This is a genomic window from Janthinobacterium sp. GW823-FHT01H08 (assembly GCF_058797855.1).
Map to the genome: position 1 here is coordinate 5,820,816 of NZ_CM179504.1, position 19,722 is coordinate 5,840,537.

Here is a 19,722-nt window from a genome sequence, read left to right on the forward strand (position 1 = left end):
CTGTCGAGTGCCTGCTTTTTTTCTGCCAGTGTGAGGCAAGGCATGAATGCCTTGCCTCATATGCCCTCAGCGCCAATAACGCTCAGATCACGATGGTCTGATGCTCATCGCCTACGCGGGCGCGGATGGTGCCGATGCGCGAGACGGTTTCGCCGGCCGCTTGCAATTGCGCGATGGCGGCGTCCGCGTTTTCCTGCGAAACGATGACGGTCATGCCGATGCCGCAGTTGAAGACGCGGTGCATCTCGGCGTCAGCCACGCCGCCGTGCTGTTGCAGCCACGTGAACAGCGGCGGCATGGTCCATGCCTTCGAGTCCAGTTCGGCCACCAGGCCAGGCTGCAGCACACGCGGGATGTTTTCCACCAGGCCGCCGCCGGTGATGTGCACCATGCCCTTCACTTCCATGGCATCCATCAGCGCCAGCAACGGCTTGACGTAGATGCGCGTCGGCTGCATCAGCACGTCGGCCAGCTTACGGCCATGGAAGTCGCCTTCCAGGTCCGGCTTCGCCACTTCGATAATCTTGCGCACCAGCGAGTAACCGTTCGAGTGCACGCCCGACGAGGCCAGGCCCAGCACCACGTCGCCCGGGGCGATCTTGGTGCCGTCGATGATTTTCGATTTTTCCACGGCGCCGACGGCAAAGCCTGCCAAGTCGTATTCACCGGCCGGGTACATGCTCGGCATTTCCGCCGTTTCGCCGCCGATCAGCGCGCAGCCCGCTTGTTCGCAACCCTGGGCGATGCCCTTGATGACGTCGGTGGCGATGGCCACATCCAGCTTGCCGCAAGCAAAATAGTCGAGGAAGAACAGCGGCTCGGCGCCTTGCACGAGGATGTCGTTGACGCTCATGGCGACGAGGTCGATGCCGACCGTGTCATGGCGGTTCAGTTCGAACGCCAGGCGCAATTTCGTGCCCACGCCGTCGGTGCCCGAGACGAGCACCGGTTCCTTGTACTTCTTGCTGATTTCAAACATGGCGCCAAAACCGCCCAGGCCGCCCATCACGCCTTCGCGCAGGGTGCGCTTGGCAAACGGCTTGATTGCTTCGACTAAAGCGTCGCCTGCGTCGATATCGACGCCAGCGTCACGGTAGGAAAGGGAAACATTAGAAGTCTGGTTCATGGTGTGGTGGCAGCGGAGGCGGTAAAATAGAAGGCGGATACCCGCCGGCACGCGCGCGCAAGCATGTTTTTCAACATCGTGCGGCAGGGCGCCAGCGGGTGAATTCGGTCGATCAAGACGCTATTTTATCAAACTGCCCCGCCATTTCGTAATTAACTGCCTTTTTTTAACGCAACAGCACAAACTCCATGCCATTCGCCATCACCGCCGAACAGAAGCAAACAGCATTTTGGATCGCGGTCTGGCTGGCATTTTTGCTGCTGCTCGTCAGCCTGGGCCCCATCCTGACGCCCTTCCTGGCCGCCGCCATCCTCGCCTACGTGCTCAATCCCGGCGTGGACCGCTTGCAGCGCCTGCATTACCGGCGCTTTTACGTGCCCCGTCCGCTGGCCGTGCTGGTCGTCGTAGTGTTGTTTTTCCTCGCCATCACGGCGCTCGTGCTGATCGTCGTGCCTGTGCTGCAAAAGGAAATCCCCTTGCTGCAGGCGCAGATTCCGCAATTCCTCAGCAAGGCGAACGAGTTCCTGGCGCCGAAACTGCGCGACCTGGGCATCCGCGTGCGCCTGGACGGCACGGGCATCAAGCGCATGCTGAGCCAGCAGATGGCCACCAGCGGCGATGAAATCTGGAGCACCGTGCTGGCCTCGGCCCGCATCGGCGGCACTGCCGTGCTGGGCTGGCTGGCCACCGTCGTGCTCATTCCCGTGGTGCTGTTCTATCTGTTGCTGGACTGGCATCCGATGCTGGCGCGCATCGCCGGCGCCGTGCCGCGCCGCTGGGTCGGCCGCACGGTGGGCATGGCGCAGGAAGTCGACACCCTGCTGGCGCAATACCTGCGCGGCCAGTTGCTCGTCATGCTGGTGCTGGCCACGTATTACTCGGTGGCGCTGGCCATCGCCGGTTTTGAAGTCGCATTGCCTGTGGGCATCATCACGGGCTTGCTGGTGTTCATCCCCTACCTGGGCTTCGGCCTGGGCCTGATGCTGGCGCTGATCGCCGCCCTGCTGCAGTTTGCCGACTGGAGCGGCGTCATCGCCGTGGCCGTCATCTATGGCTGCGGCCAGGTCATCGAGGGCTTTTTCCTCACGCCGCGCCTGGTGGGCGAGCGCATCGGCCTGAACCCGCTGGCCGTGATCTTCGCTCTATTGGCTTTCGGACAATTGTTCGGTTTCGTCGGCGTTTTGCTTGCTTTACCCGCTTCTGCCGTCCTGATGGTCGCTTTTAAGCATCTAAGACGCCACTACCTGTCCAGCACCTTCTATAATGCGTGACAAGGTGACTGACATAAGCGACATAAGCGACTGCGCGTCGCACTTTGCGGCCGGCGATGCTCACCGTACTCAAGTACGGTTGCGCTTCTCGGCCACAAATCGCTGCCGCTCGCTACGCTTCTATCAGGCACCCGACACAAAAATGTTAAACTAACAACAGCGACGACGACGCACAAGCAGTAATGAAAAACAGGACAAGGCGTACGCCATGAAACAACTGGTGCTCGATTTAGGCACAGACCAGGCGCACAGCCTCGATACCTTCGAGGTGGGACAGAATGCCGAAGTGGCGCAGCTGATGCGCCAGTTCGCCGCGCGCACGTCGCGCGAACATTTTGCCTACCTGTGGGGCGAACTGGCCGCCGGCAAGAGCCACCTGCTCAAGGCCCTGGCCAGCACCGAGCGCGCGCGCTACATTTCGCCGTTCTCGATCGAGTCCGAATTCGTGTATTCGCCCGACGTGGATCTGTACCTGCTCGACGACTGCGAAAAACTGTCGCCGCTGGCGCAGATCGATGCCTTTGCCCTGTTCAATGAAATCCGCGCCAACAAGGCCTTCATGGTGTGCAGCGGCGCCGTGCCGCCGGCCGTGCTGCCCGTGCGCGAAGACTTGCGCACGCGCATGGGCTGGGGCCTGATCTACCAGATCCACGGCTTGACGGACGATGAAAAAATCGCCGCCCTGACCCAGGCGGCCACCACCCGCGGCTTGACCTTGTCGCCCGGCGTGTTACCCTATCTGCTGTCCCATTTCCGGCGCGACATGCGTTCGCTGTCGACGATGCTGGACTCTCTCGACCTCTACTCCCTTGAAACCCAACGCCCGATCACCTTGCCATTGTTGCGCGAGTTGCTGCAGGCGGAAGCGAAAGAATGATGAATCTGGCCCTGTTTGACCTCGACCACACCCTGCTGCCCATCGACTCGGATCACGAGTGGGGCGAATTCCTGGTACGCATCGGTGCCGTGGACGCCGCCGAATTCACCCGCCGCAACGACGAATTTTTCGCGCAATACCAGGCCGGCACGCTCGATCCGGTGGAATACCTGGAATTTTCGCTCGGCACCCTGGCGCAATTCCCGCGCGAACGCCTCGAAGCGCTGCACCGCCAATTCATGGCCGAAGTGGTCTTGCCGGCCATCCGCCCGGAAGTCGTTGCCCTGCTGAAACAGCACCAGGACGCAGGCGATTTGCTGGCCATCGTCACGGCCACCAACCATTTCATCACCAAACCCATCGCCGATGCGCTCGGCGTCGAGCACCTGCTGGCTGCCATGCCCGAATATGACGACGCAGGCAATGTCACGGGCAAGCTGCTGGGCACGCCGACCCTGGGCGCGGGCAAGCTGACCCACACCCACGCCTGGCTGGAAAAGATGGGCAAGGAACTGGGGCAGTTCGAGCGCAGCTATTTTTACAGCGATTCGCACAACGATATTCCCTTGCTGTCGGTCGTGACCCACCCGGTCGCGACCAATCCCAACACCGCTTTGAGCGCACACGCATCCCTCCACGGCTGGCCATCACTCCACTTATTCAATGATTAAAAAATTCATCCGCAAGATCCTCGGCGTTAAAAAAGAGGCAGCGCGCGACACCACGGCACCCATCGTGCTCGGTCCTGCGCAACACGGAATCGATCCGAAACTGGTATCGTCGAATGCCATCCGCGTCACCAGCAGCCTGCAGGAAGCGGGCTTCGAGGCCTTTGTCGTCGGCGGCGCCGTGCGCGACCTGCTGCTGGGCGTCAAACCCAAAGACTTCGACATCGCCACCAACGCCACGCCGGAACAGGTCAAACGCTTGTTCCGCCGCGCCTTCATCATCGGCAAGCGCTTCCAGATCGTGCACGTGATGTTCGGCCAGGATTTGCTGGAAGTGACGACCTTCCGCGGCGCCGGCGCCGATTCCGCGCCCAAGGATGAACATGGCCGCGTCCTGCGCGACAACACCTTCGGTTTGCAGCATGAAGACGCGCTGCGCCGCGACTTCACCATCAACGCCATGTACTACAACCCGGCCACGCAGGAAGTGCTCGATTACCACGGCGGCGTGGAAGACATCCGCGCCAAGACCTTGCGCATGATCGGCAAGCCGGAAGAGCGCTACCGCGAAGACCCCGTGCGCATGCTGCGCGTGGTGCGCTTCGCCGCCAAGCTGAAATTCACCATCGAGCCGCACACGGCCGCGCCGATTCCCGTCATGGCGCCGCTGATCAACAACGTGCCGGCGCCGCGCGTGTTCGACGAAATGCTCAAACTGCTGATGAGCGGCCACGCGCTGGCCTGCCTGCAGCAGCTGCGCAAGGAAGGCTTGCATCACGGCCTGCTGCCGCTGCTCGACGTGGTGCTGGAACAGCCGCTGGGCGCGAAATTCGTCACCCTGGCGCTGGACGCCACGGACCAGCGCATCGCCGCCGGCAAGACCGTCTCGCCGGGCTTCCTGTTTGCCTCGCTGCTGTGGCACCAGGTGCTGGAAAAATGGACGGCCTACCGCGCCGCCGGCGAGTCGACCATCCCCGCGCTGCACCTGGCGGCCGACGACGTGCTCGATTCGCAGACGGAAAAACTGGCCTTGCAGCGCAAGATCGGTTCCGACATGCGCGACATCTGGTCGATGCAGCCCCGCTTCGAGCGCCGGGTCGGCAAGGCGCCGTACAAACTGCTCGAGCACCTGCGCTTCCGCGCCGGCTACGACTTCCTGCTGCTGCGCTGCGCCTCGGGCGAGATCGACGCGGACATCGGCGAATGGTGGACGGCCTTTTATGAAGGCGACGAGGAAACGCGCGAAGCGCTGCTCGTCAGCGCCAATGCCGCGCCGGGCGCCGTCAAGAAGAAGCGCCCGCCGCGCCGCAGCACGCGCAGCAAAACGGGCGGCGGCACCACCACCGGCAGCACCAGCGGCGAATAATGTCAGTGATCGCTTACATCGGCATCGGGGCCAACCTGGGCGACGCGCGCGCCAACGTGCAGGAGGCGATCGCGCGCCTGGCGCGCCTGCCCGGCGCCAGCTTGCTGGACGCCTCGGCCAGCTACCGCACGGCACCCATCGATTCCAGCGGCGACGACTACATCAACGCCGTGGCGCGCATCGCGACCACCCTGCCGGCGGAGGAACTGCTGCTGGCCCTGCACGCCATCGAGGCGGCGCACGGGCGCGAACGGCCCTACCGCAATGCCCCGCGCACCCTGGACCTGGACTTGCTGCTGTACGGCGATGCACAGATCGCCAGCGCCACCCTGACGGTACCGCATCCGCGCCTCACCGAGCGCGCCTTCGTGCTGGTGCCGCTGCTGGCCCTGGCGCCGGCCATCGCCGTGCCCGGCCTCGGCCCGGCGCAAGGCTACCTGGCGGGCGTGGAGGACCAGGCCATCAGCCAACTCTGAGCGCCACGCGGCATTGCTCTACAATGCCGCCCCTGCACGCCGCCCTATAAAGTACTACACTAGCGGCGTCGCAATAGCATCACCCCCCTTTCACTCTAGAGAATACCTATGTCCGCTTATTTGCAAGGAACAGATCTGGCCGCAAAAGACAAGGCCGCCACACCGGCGCCGGCGCCATCCAAGCCTGTCGCCAACAAGGCCGTGACCATCCATACCCTGGCCACGTTGCGCGCCGCCGGCGAAAAGATCTCCATGCTGACCTGCTATGACGCCAGCTTCGCGTCGCTGATGGACCGCTGCGGCGTGGAGATCCTGCTGATCGGCGATTCGCTCGGCATGGTCTGCAACGGCCTGAACTCCACCCTGCCCGTCACCGTGGCCGAACTGGCCTACCACACGGCGTCCGTGGCGCGCGGCAGCAAGTCGGCCATGATCCTTTCCGACCTGCCGTTCGGCGCGTACGGCACGCCTGAAACGGCCTATGCCAACGCCGTCATCCTGATGCAGGCGGGCGCGCACATGATCAAGATCGAAGGCGGCGCCTGGCTGGCCGAGACCGTCCGTTTCCTCACCGAGCGCGGCATCCCCATCTGCGCCCACATCGGCCTGACGCCGCAATTCGTGCACCAGCTGGGCGGCTATAAGGTGCAGGGCAAGAGCACGGAAAGCGCCGCCGAGCTGAAAAACGACGCACTGGTGCTGCAAAACGCGGGCGCCGCCATCGTGCTGATGGAAGCCATGCCGTCGCAACTGGGCAAGGAAGTGACCGACATGCTGACGATCCCCACCATCGGCATCGGCGCCGGTCCCGACTGCTCGGGCCAGGTCCTCGTCATGCACGACATGCTGGGCGTCTTCCCAGGCCGCAAGGCGCGCTTCGTGCGCAACTTCATGGAAGGCGCGGCCAGCATCGACGACGCCGTCACCGGCTATGTGAAGGCCGTCAAGGATGGCAGCTTCCCGGCGCTGGAACACTGCTTCTGATCCAGTCTATTGAGGCGATATCGCCCCGGCACTCGCCGGGGCGATTTTTTTTTCGCGCAGCGTTTCTGTCCGTACAAAGGCCACCTCCAGGCCAAAGAATTGCCCGATACGGTTCAGCGTCTGGATGGTCGGGTTGCCCTTGCCGCTCTCGATCTCCTTGATAACCTTCGTGCTCACGCCCCGATGCGTCGCAAACTCTGCCTGCGTCATGCGCGAGATGGCGCGCATTTCCTTGACGGCATGCTGTAGCGTGACGGCTCCTGCTTCAATGGCTTCGTAAAGCACTGCCCTGCGCTGCCGCAACTCTTCCTTGTCAACGGTCTTCTTTGTACGCGCCATGTCAGTGCTCTCCCAATGCCTTGAGCTGTTCGATCTGCCCGGCGATATGTGGCCGGAGGAAAGCAATGATGTCATCATCCACGCCAGCCTCCTGCATATGCTGTTCCAGCGCAACCAGGTGCTGGGAAAATCCGTATAGCGCGAGGCGGATCTGCTGGCGCTCCACGTCCGGCATGTCGATCGTAGCTAGTATCGTCGTCCAGTCATGCAGCTCGTTTTTGGTATCCGGGTGATACCAGCGGGCCGCGCGTGGTATGCCATCCGGGTCCAGGTACATCGGCGCAAAATCGAACAGCGGCGTGAGGCGCACCTCGGCACCAATTTGCTGCACCGCCGTATTGCGTGCGTGATTATCGGTATTGCGCATGGCCAGGTTCAAGATATCGCGTTTGAGAAATTCGATGGTTTCCGCAGTCTTGTCGCTGACGACGGCGCGCAGCGCCTGCAATAGGTCGAACTGGCTGGGCGTGGCTTCAAAGCCGACGATACCTGCCAGTGAAGCGGCGCTTTCCTGATGCAGTCGCAGCACTTTTCCATCGAGGATGCGGCGGTCAAAACGGGGAATGAACAAGGTATCGTCCTGGTAGCGCAACTGGCCTTCGGTGCGCAAGCCGACCGCGCGCGCCACAGTCATGTATGCGGCCTCATTCCGCAATACCTTGGCGTCGCTGGCGGTCTTTCCGCGCGGACGCTTGACGATGAAATGGGCAGCCGCATCCTGGTCCGCCAGGGCGCCATCGGCATGCCAGAGACCGGCATGGTCAGTGGTCAGAAGATATTTCGGCGCCGCTCCTTGCACCCCCAGACTGCCGGCGGCCAGCATGCCATGCATCAGCATGCGCTCATTGAAGGCATCGCCGCGACCTATGATCTCGTCCAGTGAAAAGCCGCTCAGCGGCTTGCCCTTGTCATGGCGATGCATATGTTGTGCGTAGTACTGCACGGCCTCGGCGATGCGCACGCGCCCGACGGGATTGAACGCGCCGGCGCACATCAGCGGAAAATCGGCAGCCGGACCATCGGCCAGCTGCAGCTGCCCAAGCAGATATGTCCGTCCGCTTCCCTGGGGAATCAGGTCAAAGATAAAGGCTGGCCATTGCGTCAGCTTCTGCATCTCTGCCGTGACGGGAAAACGCAGCGAGACAGGTCCACTCTCAAGCTTGAAGAAGGCATAATCGAGATCATACTCGAACAGGGCAGCGGTACGTGGATTGCCGCCTGCAGGCTCAAGCAAAGTCAGCGATGCGCAATCGTGCCACGCATCATCATGAAAAATTTGAAAATGGCATTGCATGGCCGCTCCAATTGGATCTTATAGTAGCTAATTGTGTTCAGTTTATCCTTAAATTAGCACTTATACGATCCAAATTTTAGCAAGTGCAGCGCCATGAAAAATTTAATAGCACCCAAAAGGACTATTTTAAGCCAAAAATACTCTTAATTAGCCCTTTTAAGTACCCTTATAGAAATTATCCCACCTGTATCCACGTCGTCTTCAGCTCCGTGTACTTGTCCAGCGCATGGAGCGACTTGTCGCGCCCGTTGCCCGACTGCTTGTAGCCGCCGAACGGCACGGTGATGTCGTCGCCATCGTACTGGTTGACGTGCACGGTGCCCGCGCGCAGGGCGCGCGACGTCTGGATGGCCTTGCTGATGTCCGAGGTCCACACGGCCGCCTGCAAGCCGTAGGGCGTGGCGTTGGCCTGTTGGATGGCTTCGGCGATATCCGTAAAGCCCAACACGGACAGGACGGGCCCGAAGATCTCTTCGCGCGCGATCGTCATGCCGGCGTCCACGCCGAAGATGGTCGGCTGCACGTAATAGCCGCCCGTATCAAGGCGCACGGCCTCGCCGCCGCCCAGCAATTGCGCGCCTTCGTTCTTGCCGGACGCGATATAGCCCATCACTGTTTGCATCTGCGTGGCGTCGACGATGGCGCCCATGACGGTGGCTTCATCGAGCGGATCGCCTGGCTGGAAGCGGGGCAGCATGGCCAGCGCCTTGGCGATAAATGCATCCTTGACCGATTCTTCCACGAACAGGCGCGAGGGCGCATTGCAGCTTTCGCCCTGGTTGAAAAAGATGGAGCCGACGGCGGCCGCCACGGCCTTGTCCAGGTCCGGACAATCGGCGCACACGATGTTGGCGGACTTGCCGCCCAGTTCCGTCCACGCCCGTTTCAGATTCGACTGGCCCGCCATCTGCACGATCAGTTTCCCCGTGCGCGTGGAACCCGTAAAGCCGATGCAATCGACATCCATGTGCAGCGCCAGCGCGGCGCCGGCCTCGTTGCCGTAGCCGGGCAGCACGTTGAAGACGCCCGCCGGCACGCCCGCTTCCAGCGCGATGTCGGCCAGGCGCAGGGCCGTCAGCGGCGATTTTTCCGACGGTTTCAATATCACGCTGTTGCCGGCCGCGAGGGCGGGCGCGATCTTCCAGGCGGCCATGATCATCGGGTAATTCCACGGCACGATGGCGGCGACGACGCCCACCGGTTCGCGCGTGATCAGGGCCAGGCTGTTGGCGGGCGTCGGGGCGATTTCATCGTAGACCTTGTCGATCGCCTCGCCATACCAGCGCAGGCAGTTGGCCGTGGCGCCCACGTCCACGCTCTGGCTGTACTTGATCGGTTTACCCATGTCCAGGGTTTCCATCAGGGCCAGCTCGGGACCGTATTTCTGCACCAGGTCGGCGAACTTGATCAATACCCGCTTGCGCTGCGCTGGCGATTTCCCGGCCCAGCGGCGGTCGTCAAAAGCGGCGCGCGCGGCCTGCACGGCCGCCTCCACGTCGGCGCCGTCGCAGCGGGCCACCTGCCCCAGCAGACGCCCGTCGATGGGCGACAGGTTGTCGAAAGTCCGGCCTGACCTGGCCGCGACCCGTTCGCCGTTGATGAAGGCGCGCCCATCGATCTTGATCTCTGCGGCCCGTGCATGCCAACTGGTGTTTTCCGTCATGGTCGTCTCCTGTGTCAGTTTACAAGCAGCTTACTCCTGGTCCGCCGAATACGCCGCGGACATCTGCTTGCGGCGTCTGCGGTCGGCGCGCGCCAGCATCACGGCATACACGATCACGGCAATCGTCACGACGAGGATGGTCAGCGCGGCGATGGCGTTCACGCGCGGGTCAAGCCCCAGGCGCGCGCGCGAGAAGATCACCAGCGGCATCGTCGTCGAACCGGGGCCGGACAGGAAAGCGGAGAGTACCACGTCGTCCAGCGACAGGGTAAACGTCAGCAGCCAGGCAGACGCCAATGCCTGCGTGATGTTCGGCAGGGTCACGAGGAAGAACACCTGGTGCGCGCGGCAACCGAGGTCCATGGCCGCTTCGGCCAGCGACTTGCTCATTTCCTGCAGGCGCGATTGCACCACCACGGCCGCATACGCCATGCCCAGCAAGGTGTGACCGAGCCAGATGGTCAGCACGCCCCGCTCGGGGAAACCGAAGACCTTTTGCATGGACACCAGCATCAGCAGCAGGGACAGGCCGATGATCACTTCCGGCATCACCAAGGGCGCGCTGACCATGGCGGAAAACACCGTGCGGCCGCGGAAGCGCTGGTAACTGCTCAAGGCAAAGGCGGCAAAGGTGCCGAGGATGACGGACGACGTGGCCGACATGAAGGCGATCTTCAGGGATAAACCGAAGCCCGAGATGATTTCCGCATCGCTCATCAACTCGCTGTACCAGCGCAGCGAGAAGCCGCTCCACACCATGTCCTGGCGCGAGCTGTTGAACGAGAAGACGATCAGCACGATGATGGGCAGGTAGAGGAACAGGTAGCCCAGCGAGAGCCAGCCGCGCCCGAACCAGCGCTGCAGGAAGGTACGTCCGTTCATGTGCGCTCTTCCTCGTCCTGGTCGGTCTTGTATTTGTTAAAAATGGCCATCGGCACGAGGATCAGCAGGATCACCAGCACCGTCACGGACGAAGCCATGGCCCAGTCGTTATTCGTGAAATACTCATCCCACAGCACGCGGCCGATCATCAGGGTTTCCGGGCCGCCCAGCAGCTCGGGAATCACGTATTCGCCCACGGACGGAATGAACACCAGCATGGCGCCGGCGATGATGCCCGACTTCGACAGGGGCACGGTGATGCGCCAGAACGCCTGCAGGGGCGTGGCGCCCAGGTCGGCCGCCGCTTCCAGATAGCGCACGTCCATTTTCACCAGGTTCGCGTACAGGGGCAGGATCATGAACGGCAGATAGGCATACACCATGCCGACGACCAACGAAAACGAGGTGTTCATCATATGCAGCGGTTCCTGCACCACGCCCAGCGCGATCAAGAGATCGTTGAGCAAGCCGTGATTGGCCAGGATGCCCTTCCACGCATACACGCGCAGCAGGAACGAGGTCCAGAACGGCAGCATCACCAGCATCATCAGCACGGGGCGGATGGCCGGCCTGGCGCGCGCCATGAAGTAGGCGAACGGGTAGCCGATGAACAGGCAAATGGCCGTGGTGATGGCCGCGTACTTGATGGAACTGAGGTAGGTGAGCAGATACAGTTCATCGGCGGCGATGAACAGATAGTTGGCGATTTTGACCTTCAGCACGACGATGCCGTCGACGTACGACAGCAAGCCGCCGAACGGACTGCCCGCCGTGTCCATGTCGGACAGGCTGATGCGCAGCACGATCAGGAACGGTACCAAAAAGGCGGCCGTCAGGAACAGCGCGGGCACGGCGATGACGGCGTTGCGCCCAGTGACCCAACGCAGGGTGACGAGCTTGCGCAGCGATTGCAAAATGGACGTCATGGTGGCCTCAGCTGGTCAGCACGACGATGTCGGCGCCGTCCCACCACACCCACACGCGCTGTTCGCGCTCGAGGCGCGCGGCGTCGTGGCGGGCCGCGTTGGTGCGCGAGACTTTCACCACCGTGCCGCTGTCGAGGCGCACGTGGTAGCTGGTTTCATTGCCAAAATACGCCATGGCGACGATCACGCCCTGGGCGCAGTTGTAGCCGTGTTCCGCTGGCGAAGCCCGTTCTTCCAAGGCGGGTGGTTCGGTCTGGATGCCGATCTTTTCGGGGCGCACGGCCACCGAGACATCCATGCCCAGGTTGCCCGTGATGCCATGCGCGACATAGTGGCGGCCGTCGGGCGTGTCGATGACCACGTGATCGGGTTCGTCTTCCGTGATGCGGCCGTCGAACAGATTGACGCTGCCGATGAAGTCGGCGACGAAGCGGCAATTCGGCGTCTCGTAGATTTCACCGGGCGCGCCCACCTGCAGGATGCGCCCTTCGCTCATGACGGCGATGCGCGTGGCCATGCTCATGGCCTCGTCCTGGTCGTGCGTGACCATCACGCACGTCACGCCCACCTGCTCGATGATGTTGACCAGTTCCATCTGCGTGCGTTCGCGCAGTTTCTTGTCGAGCGCGCCCAGCGGCTCGTCGAGCAGCAGCAATTGCGGACGCTTGGCCAGGCTGCGCGCCAGCGCCACGCGCTGCTGCTGGCCGCCCGACAGCTGGTGCGGCTTGCGCTTCGCGTATTGGCCCAGCTGCACCAGCGCCAGCATCTGTTCGACCCGCGCCGCCACTTCCGCTTTCGGCAAGCCGTCGCGGCGCAGGCCGAAAGCGATGTTGTCCCACACGGACAGGTGGGGAAACAGCGCGTACGACTGGAACATCATGTTGATGGGCCGCTGGTGCGGCGGCACGTCGACGATGCTGTTGCCCGCCAGGGCGATGCGCCCCGAGGTCGGCGTCTCGAAACCGGCCAGCATGCGCAGCAGGGTCGACTTGCCGCAACCTGAACTGCCCAGCAGGGCAAAGATCTCGCCCTTGTTGATCGTCACGGAAATGCCATCGACGGCGCGCACGCCATCGAATTCCTTGACCAGCTGATCAATCAGCAAGAAAGGCGCTTGGGCGTCGCTGGCCGACGCGGCAGGTGTTGCTATCGTCATGTGTGGGTAGCTTCTGGGTAAGAGGGTGTCAAAATGAAAAACTGGCCACTACAGGAGCGGCCAGGATGGAAGTTTAGCGGAACTGCCGCGATTCCGGTCCAAAAAACTTGAGTTAGCGTCTATTTGGGTGAAAAACTGACACCAACCCAAGAGCCAACCCCGGGGTCGTACCCTGAGGGTACGACCCCAGCCCTTGCGTTTGGGTTCAGCCAGAACCTACACCCAGCCCTTCGCCTTCACCTCGTCATATGTCTTGTCCAGGCACAGCCGTATCAGCGCCACCATCTCATCGATCTGCGCGCGCGTCATGACCAGGGGCGGGGCGACGATCATGCGCTCGCCCACGGCGCGCATGATGACGCCGTTGTCGAACATGTGGCCGCGGCAGATCATGCCCACGCCCTGGTCCTCGTCGAACAGCTCGTTGTCGTGCACGGTGGCGCCCTTTTTACGCACCAGGTTCAGGCCCGCGACGAGGCCGCAGCTGTCCGCATAGCCGACCAGCGGATGCTCGCCCAGGCTGGCAAAGCACTGCTTCAGGTACGGTCCCGTATCGTCGGCCACCTTGGCCACCAGCTGCTCTTCCTCGATGATGCGGATGTTTTCCAGCGCGGCCGCGCAGGCCACGGGGTGGCCGGAATACGTGAAACCGTGCGTGAATTCGCCGCCCTGCTCGATCAGCACCTTGGCGACCCTGTCGCCCACCAGCACGCCGCCCAGCGGCACGTAACCCGAGGTGACGCCCTTGGCAAACGTGATCAGGTCGGGCTTGATGCCGAACAGTTCGGAGCCGAACCAGCGCCCCAGGCGGCCGAAGCCGCAGATGACTTCATCGGCGATCAGCAAAATGCCGTACTTGTCACAGATGCGCTGGATCTCGGGCCAGTAGGTCGATGGCGGGATGATGACGCCGCCGGCCCCCTGCACCGGCTCGCCGATGAAGGCGGCCACCTTGTCGGCGCCGATTTCGAGGATCTTGTCTTCCAGCCAGCCGGCCGCCTTCAAGCCGAAGGCTTCCGGAGACAAGCCGTGGCCCGATTCCAGGTAATTGGGCTGGCCGATATGCGCGATGCCCGGTATCGGCAAGCCGCCCTGCGCATGCATGCCGTCCATGCCGCCCAGCGATGCTCCCGCCACCGTGCTGCCGTGATACGCGTTGTGGCGGCTGATGATGGTGTGGCGCTCCTTGTAGCCGAGGATATCCCAGTAGCGGCGCACCATGCGCAAATTCGTGTCGTTGCCTTCCGAGCCGGAACTGGTGAAGAACACGTGCTGGAACTGCGGCGGCGATATCTGCGCCAGCTTGGCCGCCAGCTGCGCGGCCGGCACGTTCGTCGTGCCAAAGAAGCTGTTATAGAAGGGCAGCGTCTCCATCTGTTTGTACACGGCTTGCGAAATCGACGTGCGGCCATAGCCCACGTTCACGCACCACAGGCCCGACATGCCGTCGACGATCTTCTTGCCCTGGCTATCCCACAGGTAGACGCCGTCGCCGCGCACCATCACCCTGGCACCCTTGCTTGCCAGGTCCTGGAAATCGGTGAACGGATGCAGGTAGTGGGCCGAGTCCATTTTCTGGATGGCGGCCGTGTCGTACACCTGCGGCGCCGCGTTCTTTTGCGCCACGGACGATACAAAAGCGGCGCTCGGCGCCAGCGGATTGTTGGATGTGCTCATGCGTGTTCCTTTTAAACGTGTAATAACAGGTGTTCGCGCTCCCACGGACTGATGACGGTCATGAATTCCTGGTGCTCCAGGTCCTTGATGGCCGCATACACGTCGATGAAGCGCTCGCCCAGCACCGTGCGCAGCTTGTCTTCCGCGCGCAGAAGCTGCAGGGCCTCGGGCAAGCCTTGCGGCAGCTCGAATTTCATGTCGTAGGCGCTGCCCACCATCATCGGCGTCGCTTCCAGCTGCTCCGTCATGCCGAGATAGCCGCAGGCCAGCGTGACGGCCAGGGCCAGGTAGGGATTCGCGTCGGCGCCGATGATGCGGTTTTCCACGCGGCGGTCCTGCACGCCCGACTCGGGCACGCGGAAGCCCACCGTGCGGTTGTCCAGGCCCCACTGGATGTTGATCGGCGCGGCCGTGTGGCGCACGATGCGGCGGTAGGAATTCACGTAGGGCGCGACGATGGCCATGGCCGACGGCATGTAGCGCTGCAGGCCCGCGATGTAATGCTTGAAGATGGGCGCGGCCGAACCGTCCTCGTTGCTGAAGATGTTCAGGCCCGTCTTCGCATCGACGACGCTCTGGTGCACGTGCATGGCGGAACCCGGCTCGCCCGCCATGGGCTTGGCCATGAAGGTGGCGTACATATCGTGTTTTAACGCCGCTTCGCGCAAGGTGCGCTTGAAGAAGAAGACCTTGTCGGCCAGGCCCAGCGGATCGCCGTGCAGGAAGTTGATTTCCATCTGACCCGCGCCGATTTCGTGGATCAGCGTATCGACGTCAAGGTTCATCAGTTCGCAGTAATCGTAGATATCCTCGAACAGCGGATCGAATTCGTTGACGGCGTCGATGCTGTACACCTGGCGGCTCGTCTCGGCCCGGCCGCTGCGCCCGATGGGCGGTTTCAATGGCAAATCGGGGTCCGTGTTTTTCGCCGTCAGGTAGAACTCCAGTTCCGGCGCCACCACGGGTTTCCAGCCCTTGTCCGCATACAGTTTCAGCACGCGCCGCAGCACGGAGCGGGGAGCAAAATCGACCAGCGCGCCATCGGCAAAATAGCAGTCGTGGATGACTTGCGCGGTGGGGTCCGTAGCCCACGGCACCATGGTGATGGTGGTGGGATCGGCCTTTAAAATCATGTCGCGGTCGGTGCTGGAAATGGCGCGGTCGTAGCCGCCATCGTCGACCGGGTAATTGCCCGTCACCGTCATGCCCAGTACCGCTTCCGGAATGCGCATGCCGCGCTCCTGGGTGAATTTCCCGCGCGGCAGGATCTTCCCCCGCGCCACGCCCGTCAAGTCGGGTACCAGGCATTCGATTTCCGTGACGCGCTTTTCATTGAGCCACAAATCCATATCCGTATAGGTGAAATTTTCGCGTATTGCCATGTTTCCCTCTCGCTGGTCTTGATCAAACACCGCGTGCTACTCGTGCGGTGCGCCTGTCATTCTGTCTTTCTGTGCTGCTCCTGGTAGTCGCGGCAAGCCTGGCCGAAGGCGCCGAACAGCCGCATGGACTGCGGATTGTCCTCGACCTGCCATTCCGGGTGCCATTGCACGGCCAGCGCAAAGCCGGCGGCGCTGGCCACCGTGTACGCTTCCACCAGGCCGTCGTCGGCCAGCGCTTCCACCAGCAAGCCATCGGCCAGCCGGGCGATGCCCTGGCCATGCAGGGAATTGACCATCATTTCGCTCTCGCCGCCCAGCAACCGTGACAGCACGCCGTCGGGCATCAGCTTGATGCGGTGCGCGGGCGCATACTGGCGCGCCAGCGGATCGAGCACGTTCTCGCGGTGGTCCTGCATGCCCGGCACCGCCTGCACGGCCTGGTGCAGGCTGCCGCCCAGGGCCACGTTGACTTCCTGGAAGCCGCGGCAGATGGCCAGCAGCGGCAACTGCAACGTCAGTGCGGCGCGGATCAGGGGCAAGGTGGTGGCGTCGCGCGCGGGGTCCTGCGGCAGGTCGGGATGCAGGATCTCTTCGCCATACAGGCGCGCGTCGACGTTCGAGGCGGAACCGGTCAGCATGACGCCGTCGGCGATCCGCAGCACCACTTCCAGGTCCGCATCGGCGCCCAGGGCCGGCAGCAGCAGCGGCATGCAGCCGGCGCCGCGCAGCACGGCGTGCAGGTATTTGTCCTGCGCCATGTGCCAGGCATGGCTGCCCAGCTGGCGCTGGCAGGCGGGAACGAGAACGATGGGATGGCGCATGGTGCTACCTCGCTGGCGTGACGATCCAATGACAGCGCCATGACAGCGCTGCCGCTCGCTTCACTGTACAGCAGAGCCGGTATAGTCGGCCACACCGATGGACGTGGCCAGCGGCGGCACACATCGCCTACACTACGGCTTTGCAATATTGCCTTTATTAAAATCATCATATGCCCGTCCGGCGCCAAACACCAGCGCCGCAGGCACAGTTGCCTACTTTCCCATGCATCCACACCGTTTTCCCGCCCTCCCGAACACCTTTTCCCCCTTGCGGGGGCAGCCATGAAGACCATGCCGTGGCGCGACTTCTTCGCCCTCGTGGTCAGCATCGGCGTGGTCGGCCTGGGCCTGGGAGCCACCATGCCGCTCACCGCCCTGACCCTGCACCAGCGCGGCGTGGGCACGGACATCATCGGCATGATCACGGCCGTCAGCGCCCTCGGCATCCTGGCCGCCTCGCCGTTCGTCTCGGGCTGGGTGGGGCGTTTCGGTGCGCGCGCCACCATGCTGGGCGCCGTCTGGGTGGCCTCGCTGGCGACGATCGCCATGCAGTTCAGCGACCACCTGCTGGCGTGGAGCGTGCTGCGCTTCCTGTTCGGCGGCGCCATGGGCGTGCTGTTTACCATCGGCGAAGCGTGGGTCAACCGCCTGGCGCCCGACAATTCGCGCGGGCGCGTGGTGGCCATGTACACCACCAGTTTTACCTTCTTCCAGCTGATCGGCCCCGCCCTCGTGGCCCTCTTCAACGACAAGATTGCGTGGAGCTTCGCCGCCTGCGGCCTGCTGTTTCTGCTGGCCGTGCCGGGCCTGATGCTGATCTCGAACAGCGGCCCGGAAAAGGAACCGCAAGAACACGGCGTGAAGTGGACCCTGATCCTGCCGCGCATGCCGATGATCGTGCTCGGTGCCGCCTTCTTTGCCCTGTTCGACACGCTGGCATTGAGCTTGCTGCCCCTGTATGCGATGGAGCACGGCATCGGCACGGACCTGGCCCTGCTGTCGGCCACCGTGGTGCTGGTGGGCGATACGGGCCTGCAATTCGCGCTGGGCTGGATGGCCGACCGTTTCGGCCGCGCCAGGGTGCACGCGGGCTGCGGCGTGGCCGTCTGCCTGCTGCTGCCGCTGCTGCCGTTTGCCGTCGGCACGCCATGGCTGTGGTGGACCCTGCTGCTGTTGCTGGGCGCGGCGGCGGGCGGCATCTACATGCTGGCGCTGGTGGCCTGCGGCGAGCGTTTCACGGGGCTGTCGCTGACCAGCGCCAGCGCCATCGTCAACGCCACCTGGGGCATCACGAGCGGCGGCGGTCCCCTGCTGACGGGCGTCCTGATGCAATCGGCGGGCGTAAACGCCCTGCCGGCCGTGATGTGGGTGTGCTGCGCCATTTTCGTCGGCAGCGCCGTGTGGGAGCGCAGGAAGGGGATCGTGTAACGCGCTATTTCTTTTCCAGCCGCTGCCGCAGCTCCTCGGCCACCGGATAGTCGGGATACGCCTGCCGGAACGCCGTCCACTCCTCGTGCGCCAAGGCACCCTCGCCCGCCTTGAGCAGGGCGTCGATCTTCACCAGCCACACGCCAGCGTCGAGTTTTGCGGGCGGCGGCATCGGCGCGGAGCGGGCCGCCACGGGAGCGGGCATGGCCAGCGCGCGCTGCACCGGCGCCTGACGCTGCAGGCCGGCCTCGGCCTGCATGACGGCTTGCTGCTCGATTGCCGCAGCAGGCGCCGGTGGTGGCGGCGGCGCAGGAGGAGTCACGGGTACGGTCACCGCCAGCGGAGGTGCTGACGGCACGGCTGCTACCGGCTCGGCCTGCACCGGCGGCCTCGGTGCCGCCTTGGCCATGGCGCGCGGTGCCGGTGCCGGCGGCGGCGCGGACTCAGTCGCAGGTGCAACGGCCGGTGCGGCTTCCCGCATCACCTCCTGCGTGACCGGTTCCCCGACCACGGGAAACTGCGCCGGCTTCGATCCGAACCAGTCCACGCCGATCAGGTTTACCGTCAGCAGCACGGCAGCGGCCAGCCCCAGTGGAACGCGCCAGCGCTGCAGGTAGTCCGGTGATTTCTTGGCCGGCAGAGTGCGCAGCACGCCATCGGCGCTGTCATTGGCCGCTGCCGGCTGGTGCAAGGCTTTTTCCGCGTCGGCCAGGATGGCCGCATCGAGCGCGCTGGAAGGCGCCGGCTGCGGCAGGCTGGCCAGCAGCGCGGTCAATTCCTCGTCATTCGGTTCGTCGTGATTGTGCGTATTCATGCCTGTCCTCCCGCGCCAGCGGCGCTGTCCAAGCCCGCGCGCAATTTCTGCATGGCGTAGCGCAGCCGGCTCTTGACGGTTTCCGCTTCCGCCCCCGTCACCGCGGCGATCTCGAGGATGCTCATGCCGCTGAACTGCTGCAGCACCAGCGCTTCCTTCTGTTCCGCCGGCAGCGCGGCGATGGCCGCATGCAGCCGCGCGTGCTGCTGTTTCTGCTCCAGCGACTGCGGCGGCGATGCGCCCTCGTCCGCCAGTTCGCCTGCCTCGCCGTGGTCCTGTCCTTCCCGCTGGCGCAGGAGGTCGATCAGGCGGTTGCGCGCGATCTGGTACAGATAGGTGCGAAACGCCGCCTGCGGCTGGTAGCCGGCGCGCGCCGCATGCAGGCTGGCCCACGCATCCTGCACGATCTCGTCCACCCACGCGCGGCGCGGCGAACGCCAGGCCACGAAGCGGTACAGGCCCTGGCTGTGGCGCCGGTACAGCTCGCGAAACGACGGCAGGTCGCCGGCGCTGTAGCGCAGCATCAGGTCTTCATCCGTCGCGGTCAATAAAGTGTCGGGCATGCGGACCAG

At 63.6% G+C, this 19,722-nt stretch carries 19 protein-coding genes; 7 read left to right on the top strand and 12 right to left on the bottom strand.

Annotation, left to right across the window (positions count from 1 at the left end; all coding sequences use genetic code 11):
- Nucleotides 1–82: 82 nt before the first annotated feature.
- Complete coding sequence (purM, locus tag AC3RCG_RS26130; protein ID WP_034788683.1) at nucleotides 83–1,126, bottom strand: phosphoribosylformylglycinamidine cyclo-ligase; 1,044 nt, start codon at nucleotides 1,124–1,126, stop codon at nucleotides 83–85.
- A gap of 188 nt (nucleotides 1,127–1,314) precedes the next feature.
- On the opposite strand from purM, the gene AC3RCG_RS26135 reads away from it, so the two are divergent.
- From AC3RCG_RS26135 to panB, 6 genes are all read left to right on the top strand, one after another.
- On the top strand, nucleotides 1,315–2,397 hold the full coding sequence (locus tag AC3RCG_RS26135) for an AI-2E family transporter (RefSeq protein ID WP_070220405.1): 1,083 nt from the start codon (nucleotides 1,315–1,317) through the stop codon (nucleotides 2,395–2,397).
- 208 nt (nucleotides 2,398–2,605) lie between these two features.
- Nucleotides 2,606–3,274 (top strand): DnaA regulatory inactivator Hda, encoded by a 669-nt coding sequence (hda, locus tag AC3RCG_RS26140; RefSeq protein ID WP_058048421.1) that lies wholly within the window; start codon nucleotides 2,606–2,608, stop codon nucleotides 3,272–3,274.
- Nucleotides 3,274–3,945, top strand: coding sequence for a histidinol-phosphatase (locus AC3RCG_RS26145; RefSeq protein ID WP_070220747.1), 672 nt, complete (start codon nucleotides 3,274–3,276; stop codon nucleotides 3,943–3,945). Before hda ends, AC3RCG_RS26145 begins: the two co-directional genes overlap by 1 nt.
- Nucleotides 3,938–5,308: a polynucleotide adenylyltransferase PcnB gene (pcnB, locus tag AC3RCG_RS26150; protein WP_070311685.1), complete on the top strand. Its 1,371-nt coding sequence runs from the start codon at nucleotides 3,938–3,940 to the stop codon at nucleotides 5,306–5,308. The genes AC3RCG_RS26145 and pcnB overlap by 8 nt, the downstream gene beginning before the upstream one ends.
- Entirely contained in the window at nucleotides 5,308–5,784 is a 477-nt protein-coding gene (gene folK / locus AC3RCG_RS26155) for a 2-amino-4-hydroxy-6-hydroxymethyldihydropteridine diphosphokinase (RefSeq protein ID WP_492402220.1), read from the top strand. Before pcnB ends, folK begins: the two co-directional genes overlap by 1 nt.
- A 108-nt stretch (nucleotides 5,785–5,892) precedes the next feature.
- A complete protein-coding gene (panB, locus tag AC3RCG_RS26160) occupies nucleotides 5,893–6,768 on the top strand; it encodes a 3-methyl-2-oxobutanoate hydroxymethyltransferase (protein ID WP_175445216.1) in 876 nt (291 codons plus the stop codon).
- 6 nt (nucleotides 6,769–6,774) lie between these two features.
- Here the strand turns inward: panB and AC3RCG_RS26165 are convergent, their stop codons facing one another.
- The 9 genes from AC3RCG_RS26165 to AC3RCG_RS26205 all read right to left on the bottom strand — a co-directional run bounded on the left by AC3RCG_RS26165 (nucleotide 6,775) and on the right by AC3RCG_RS26205 (nucleotide 16,908).
- The gene (locus AC3RCG_RS26165) at nucleotides 6,775–7,107 is read right to left on the bottom strand and encodes a helix-turn-helix transcriptional regulator (protein WP_492402219.1); all 333 of its coding nucleotides are present in this window, start codon (nucleotides 7,105–7,107) and stop codon (nucleotides 6,775–6,777) included.
- Nucleotide 7,108: 1 nt separating this feature from the next.
- Nucleotides 7,109–8,401: a type II toxin-antitoxin system HipA family toxin gene (locus AC3RCG_RS26170; protein WP_492402218.1), complete on the bottom strand. Its 1,293-nt coding sequence runs from the start codon at nucleotides 8,399–8,401 to the stop codon at nucleotides 7,109–7,111.
- 175 nt (nucleotides 8,402–8,576) lie between these two features.
- A complete protein-coding gene (locus tag AC3RCG_RS26175) occupies nucleotides 8,577–10,064 on the bottom strand; it encodes an aldehyde dehydrogenase (RefSeq protein WP_492402217.1) in 1,488 nt (495 codons plus the stop codon).
- A 30-nt stretch (nucleotides 10,065–10,094) separates the two neighbouring features.
- Nucleotides 10,095–10,946 (bottom strand): ABC transporter permease, encoded by an 852-nt coding sequence (locus AC3RCG_RS26180; RefSeq protein ID WP_492402216.1) that lies wholly within the window; start codon nucleotides 10,944–10,946, stop codon nucleotides 10,095–10,097.
- A complete protein-coding gene (locus tag AC3RCG_RS26185) occupies nucleotides 10,943–11,872 on the bottom strand; it encodes an ABC transporter permease subunit (RefSeq protein WP_492402215.1) in 930 nt (309 codons plus the stop codon). The genes AC3RCG_RS26180 and AC3RCG_RS26185 overlap by 4 nt, the downstream gene beginning before the upstream one ends.
- A 7-nt stretch (nucleotides 11,873–11,879) precedes the next feature.
- Nucleotides 11,880–13,028: an ABC transporter ATP-binding protein gene (locus AC3RCG_RS26190; protein WP_474293075.1), complete on the bottom strand. Its 1,149-nt coding sequence runs from the start codon at nucleotides 13,026–13,028 to the stop codon at nucleotides 11,880–11,882.
- A 216-nt stretch (nucleotides 13,029–13,244) separates the two neighbouring features.
- Nucleotides 13,245–14,705, bottom strand: a complete 1,461-nt coding sequence (locus AC3RCG_RS26195; protein ID WP_492402214.1) for an aspartate aminotransferase family protein — start codon at nucleotides 14,703–14,705, stop codon at nucleotides 13,245–13,247.
- Nucleotides 14,706–14,716: 11 nt separating this feature from the next.
- A complete protein-coding gene (locus tag AC3RCG_RS26200; protein WP_035822563.1) occupies nucleotides 14,717–16,087 on the bottom strand; it encodes a glutamine synthetase family protein in 1,371 nt (456 codons plus the stop codon).
- 56 nt (nucleotides 16,088–16,143) lie between these two features.
- Nucleotides 16,144–16,908: a gamma-glutamyl-gamma-aminobutyrate hydrolase family protein gene (locus tag AC3RCG_RS26205; RefSeq protein WP_070311694.1), complete on the bottom strand. Its 765-nt coding sequence runs from the start codon at nucleotides 16,906–16,908 to the stop codon at nucleotides 16,144–16,146.
- Between the two features lie 282 nt (nucleotides 16,909–17,190).
- Between AC3RCG_RS26205 and AC3RCG_RS26210 the strand changes: the two genes are divergently transcribed.
- The gene (locus AC3RCG_RS26210) at nucleotides 17,191–18,336 is read left to right on the top strand and encodes an MFS transporter (protein WP_492402213.1); all 1,146 of its coding nucleotides are present in this window, start codon (nucleotides 17,191–17,193) and stop codon (nucleotides 18,334–18,336) included.
- Between the two features lie 4 nt (nucleotides 18,337–18,340).
- Here AC3RCG_RS26210 and AC3RCG_RS26215 read toward each other — a convergent pair whose 3' ends face one another.
- Both AC3RCG_RS26215 and AC3RCG_RS26220 read right to left on the bottom strand, forming a co-directional pair.
- Nucleotides 18,341–19,150: a hypothetical protein gene (locus AC3RCG_RS26215; protein ID WP_492402212.1), complete on the bottom strand. Its 810-nt coding sequence runs from the start codon at nucleotides 19,148–19,150 to the stop codon at nucleotides 18,341–18,343.
- Complete coding sequence (locus AC3RCG_RS26220) at nucleotides 19,147–19,713, bottom strand: sigma-70 family RNA polymerase sigma factor (protein ID WP_070311697.1); 567 nt, start codon at nucleotides 19,711–19,713, stop codon at nucleotides 19,147–19,149. Before AC3RCG_RS26220 ends, AC3RCG_RS26215 begins: the two co-directional genes overlap by 4 nt.
- Nucleotides 19,714–19,722 lie beyond the last annotated feature (9 nt).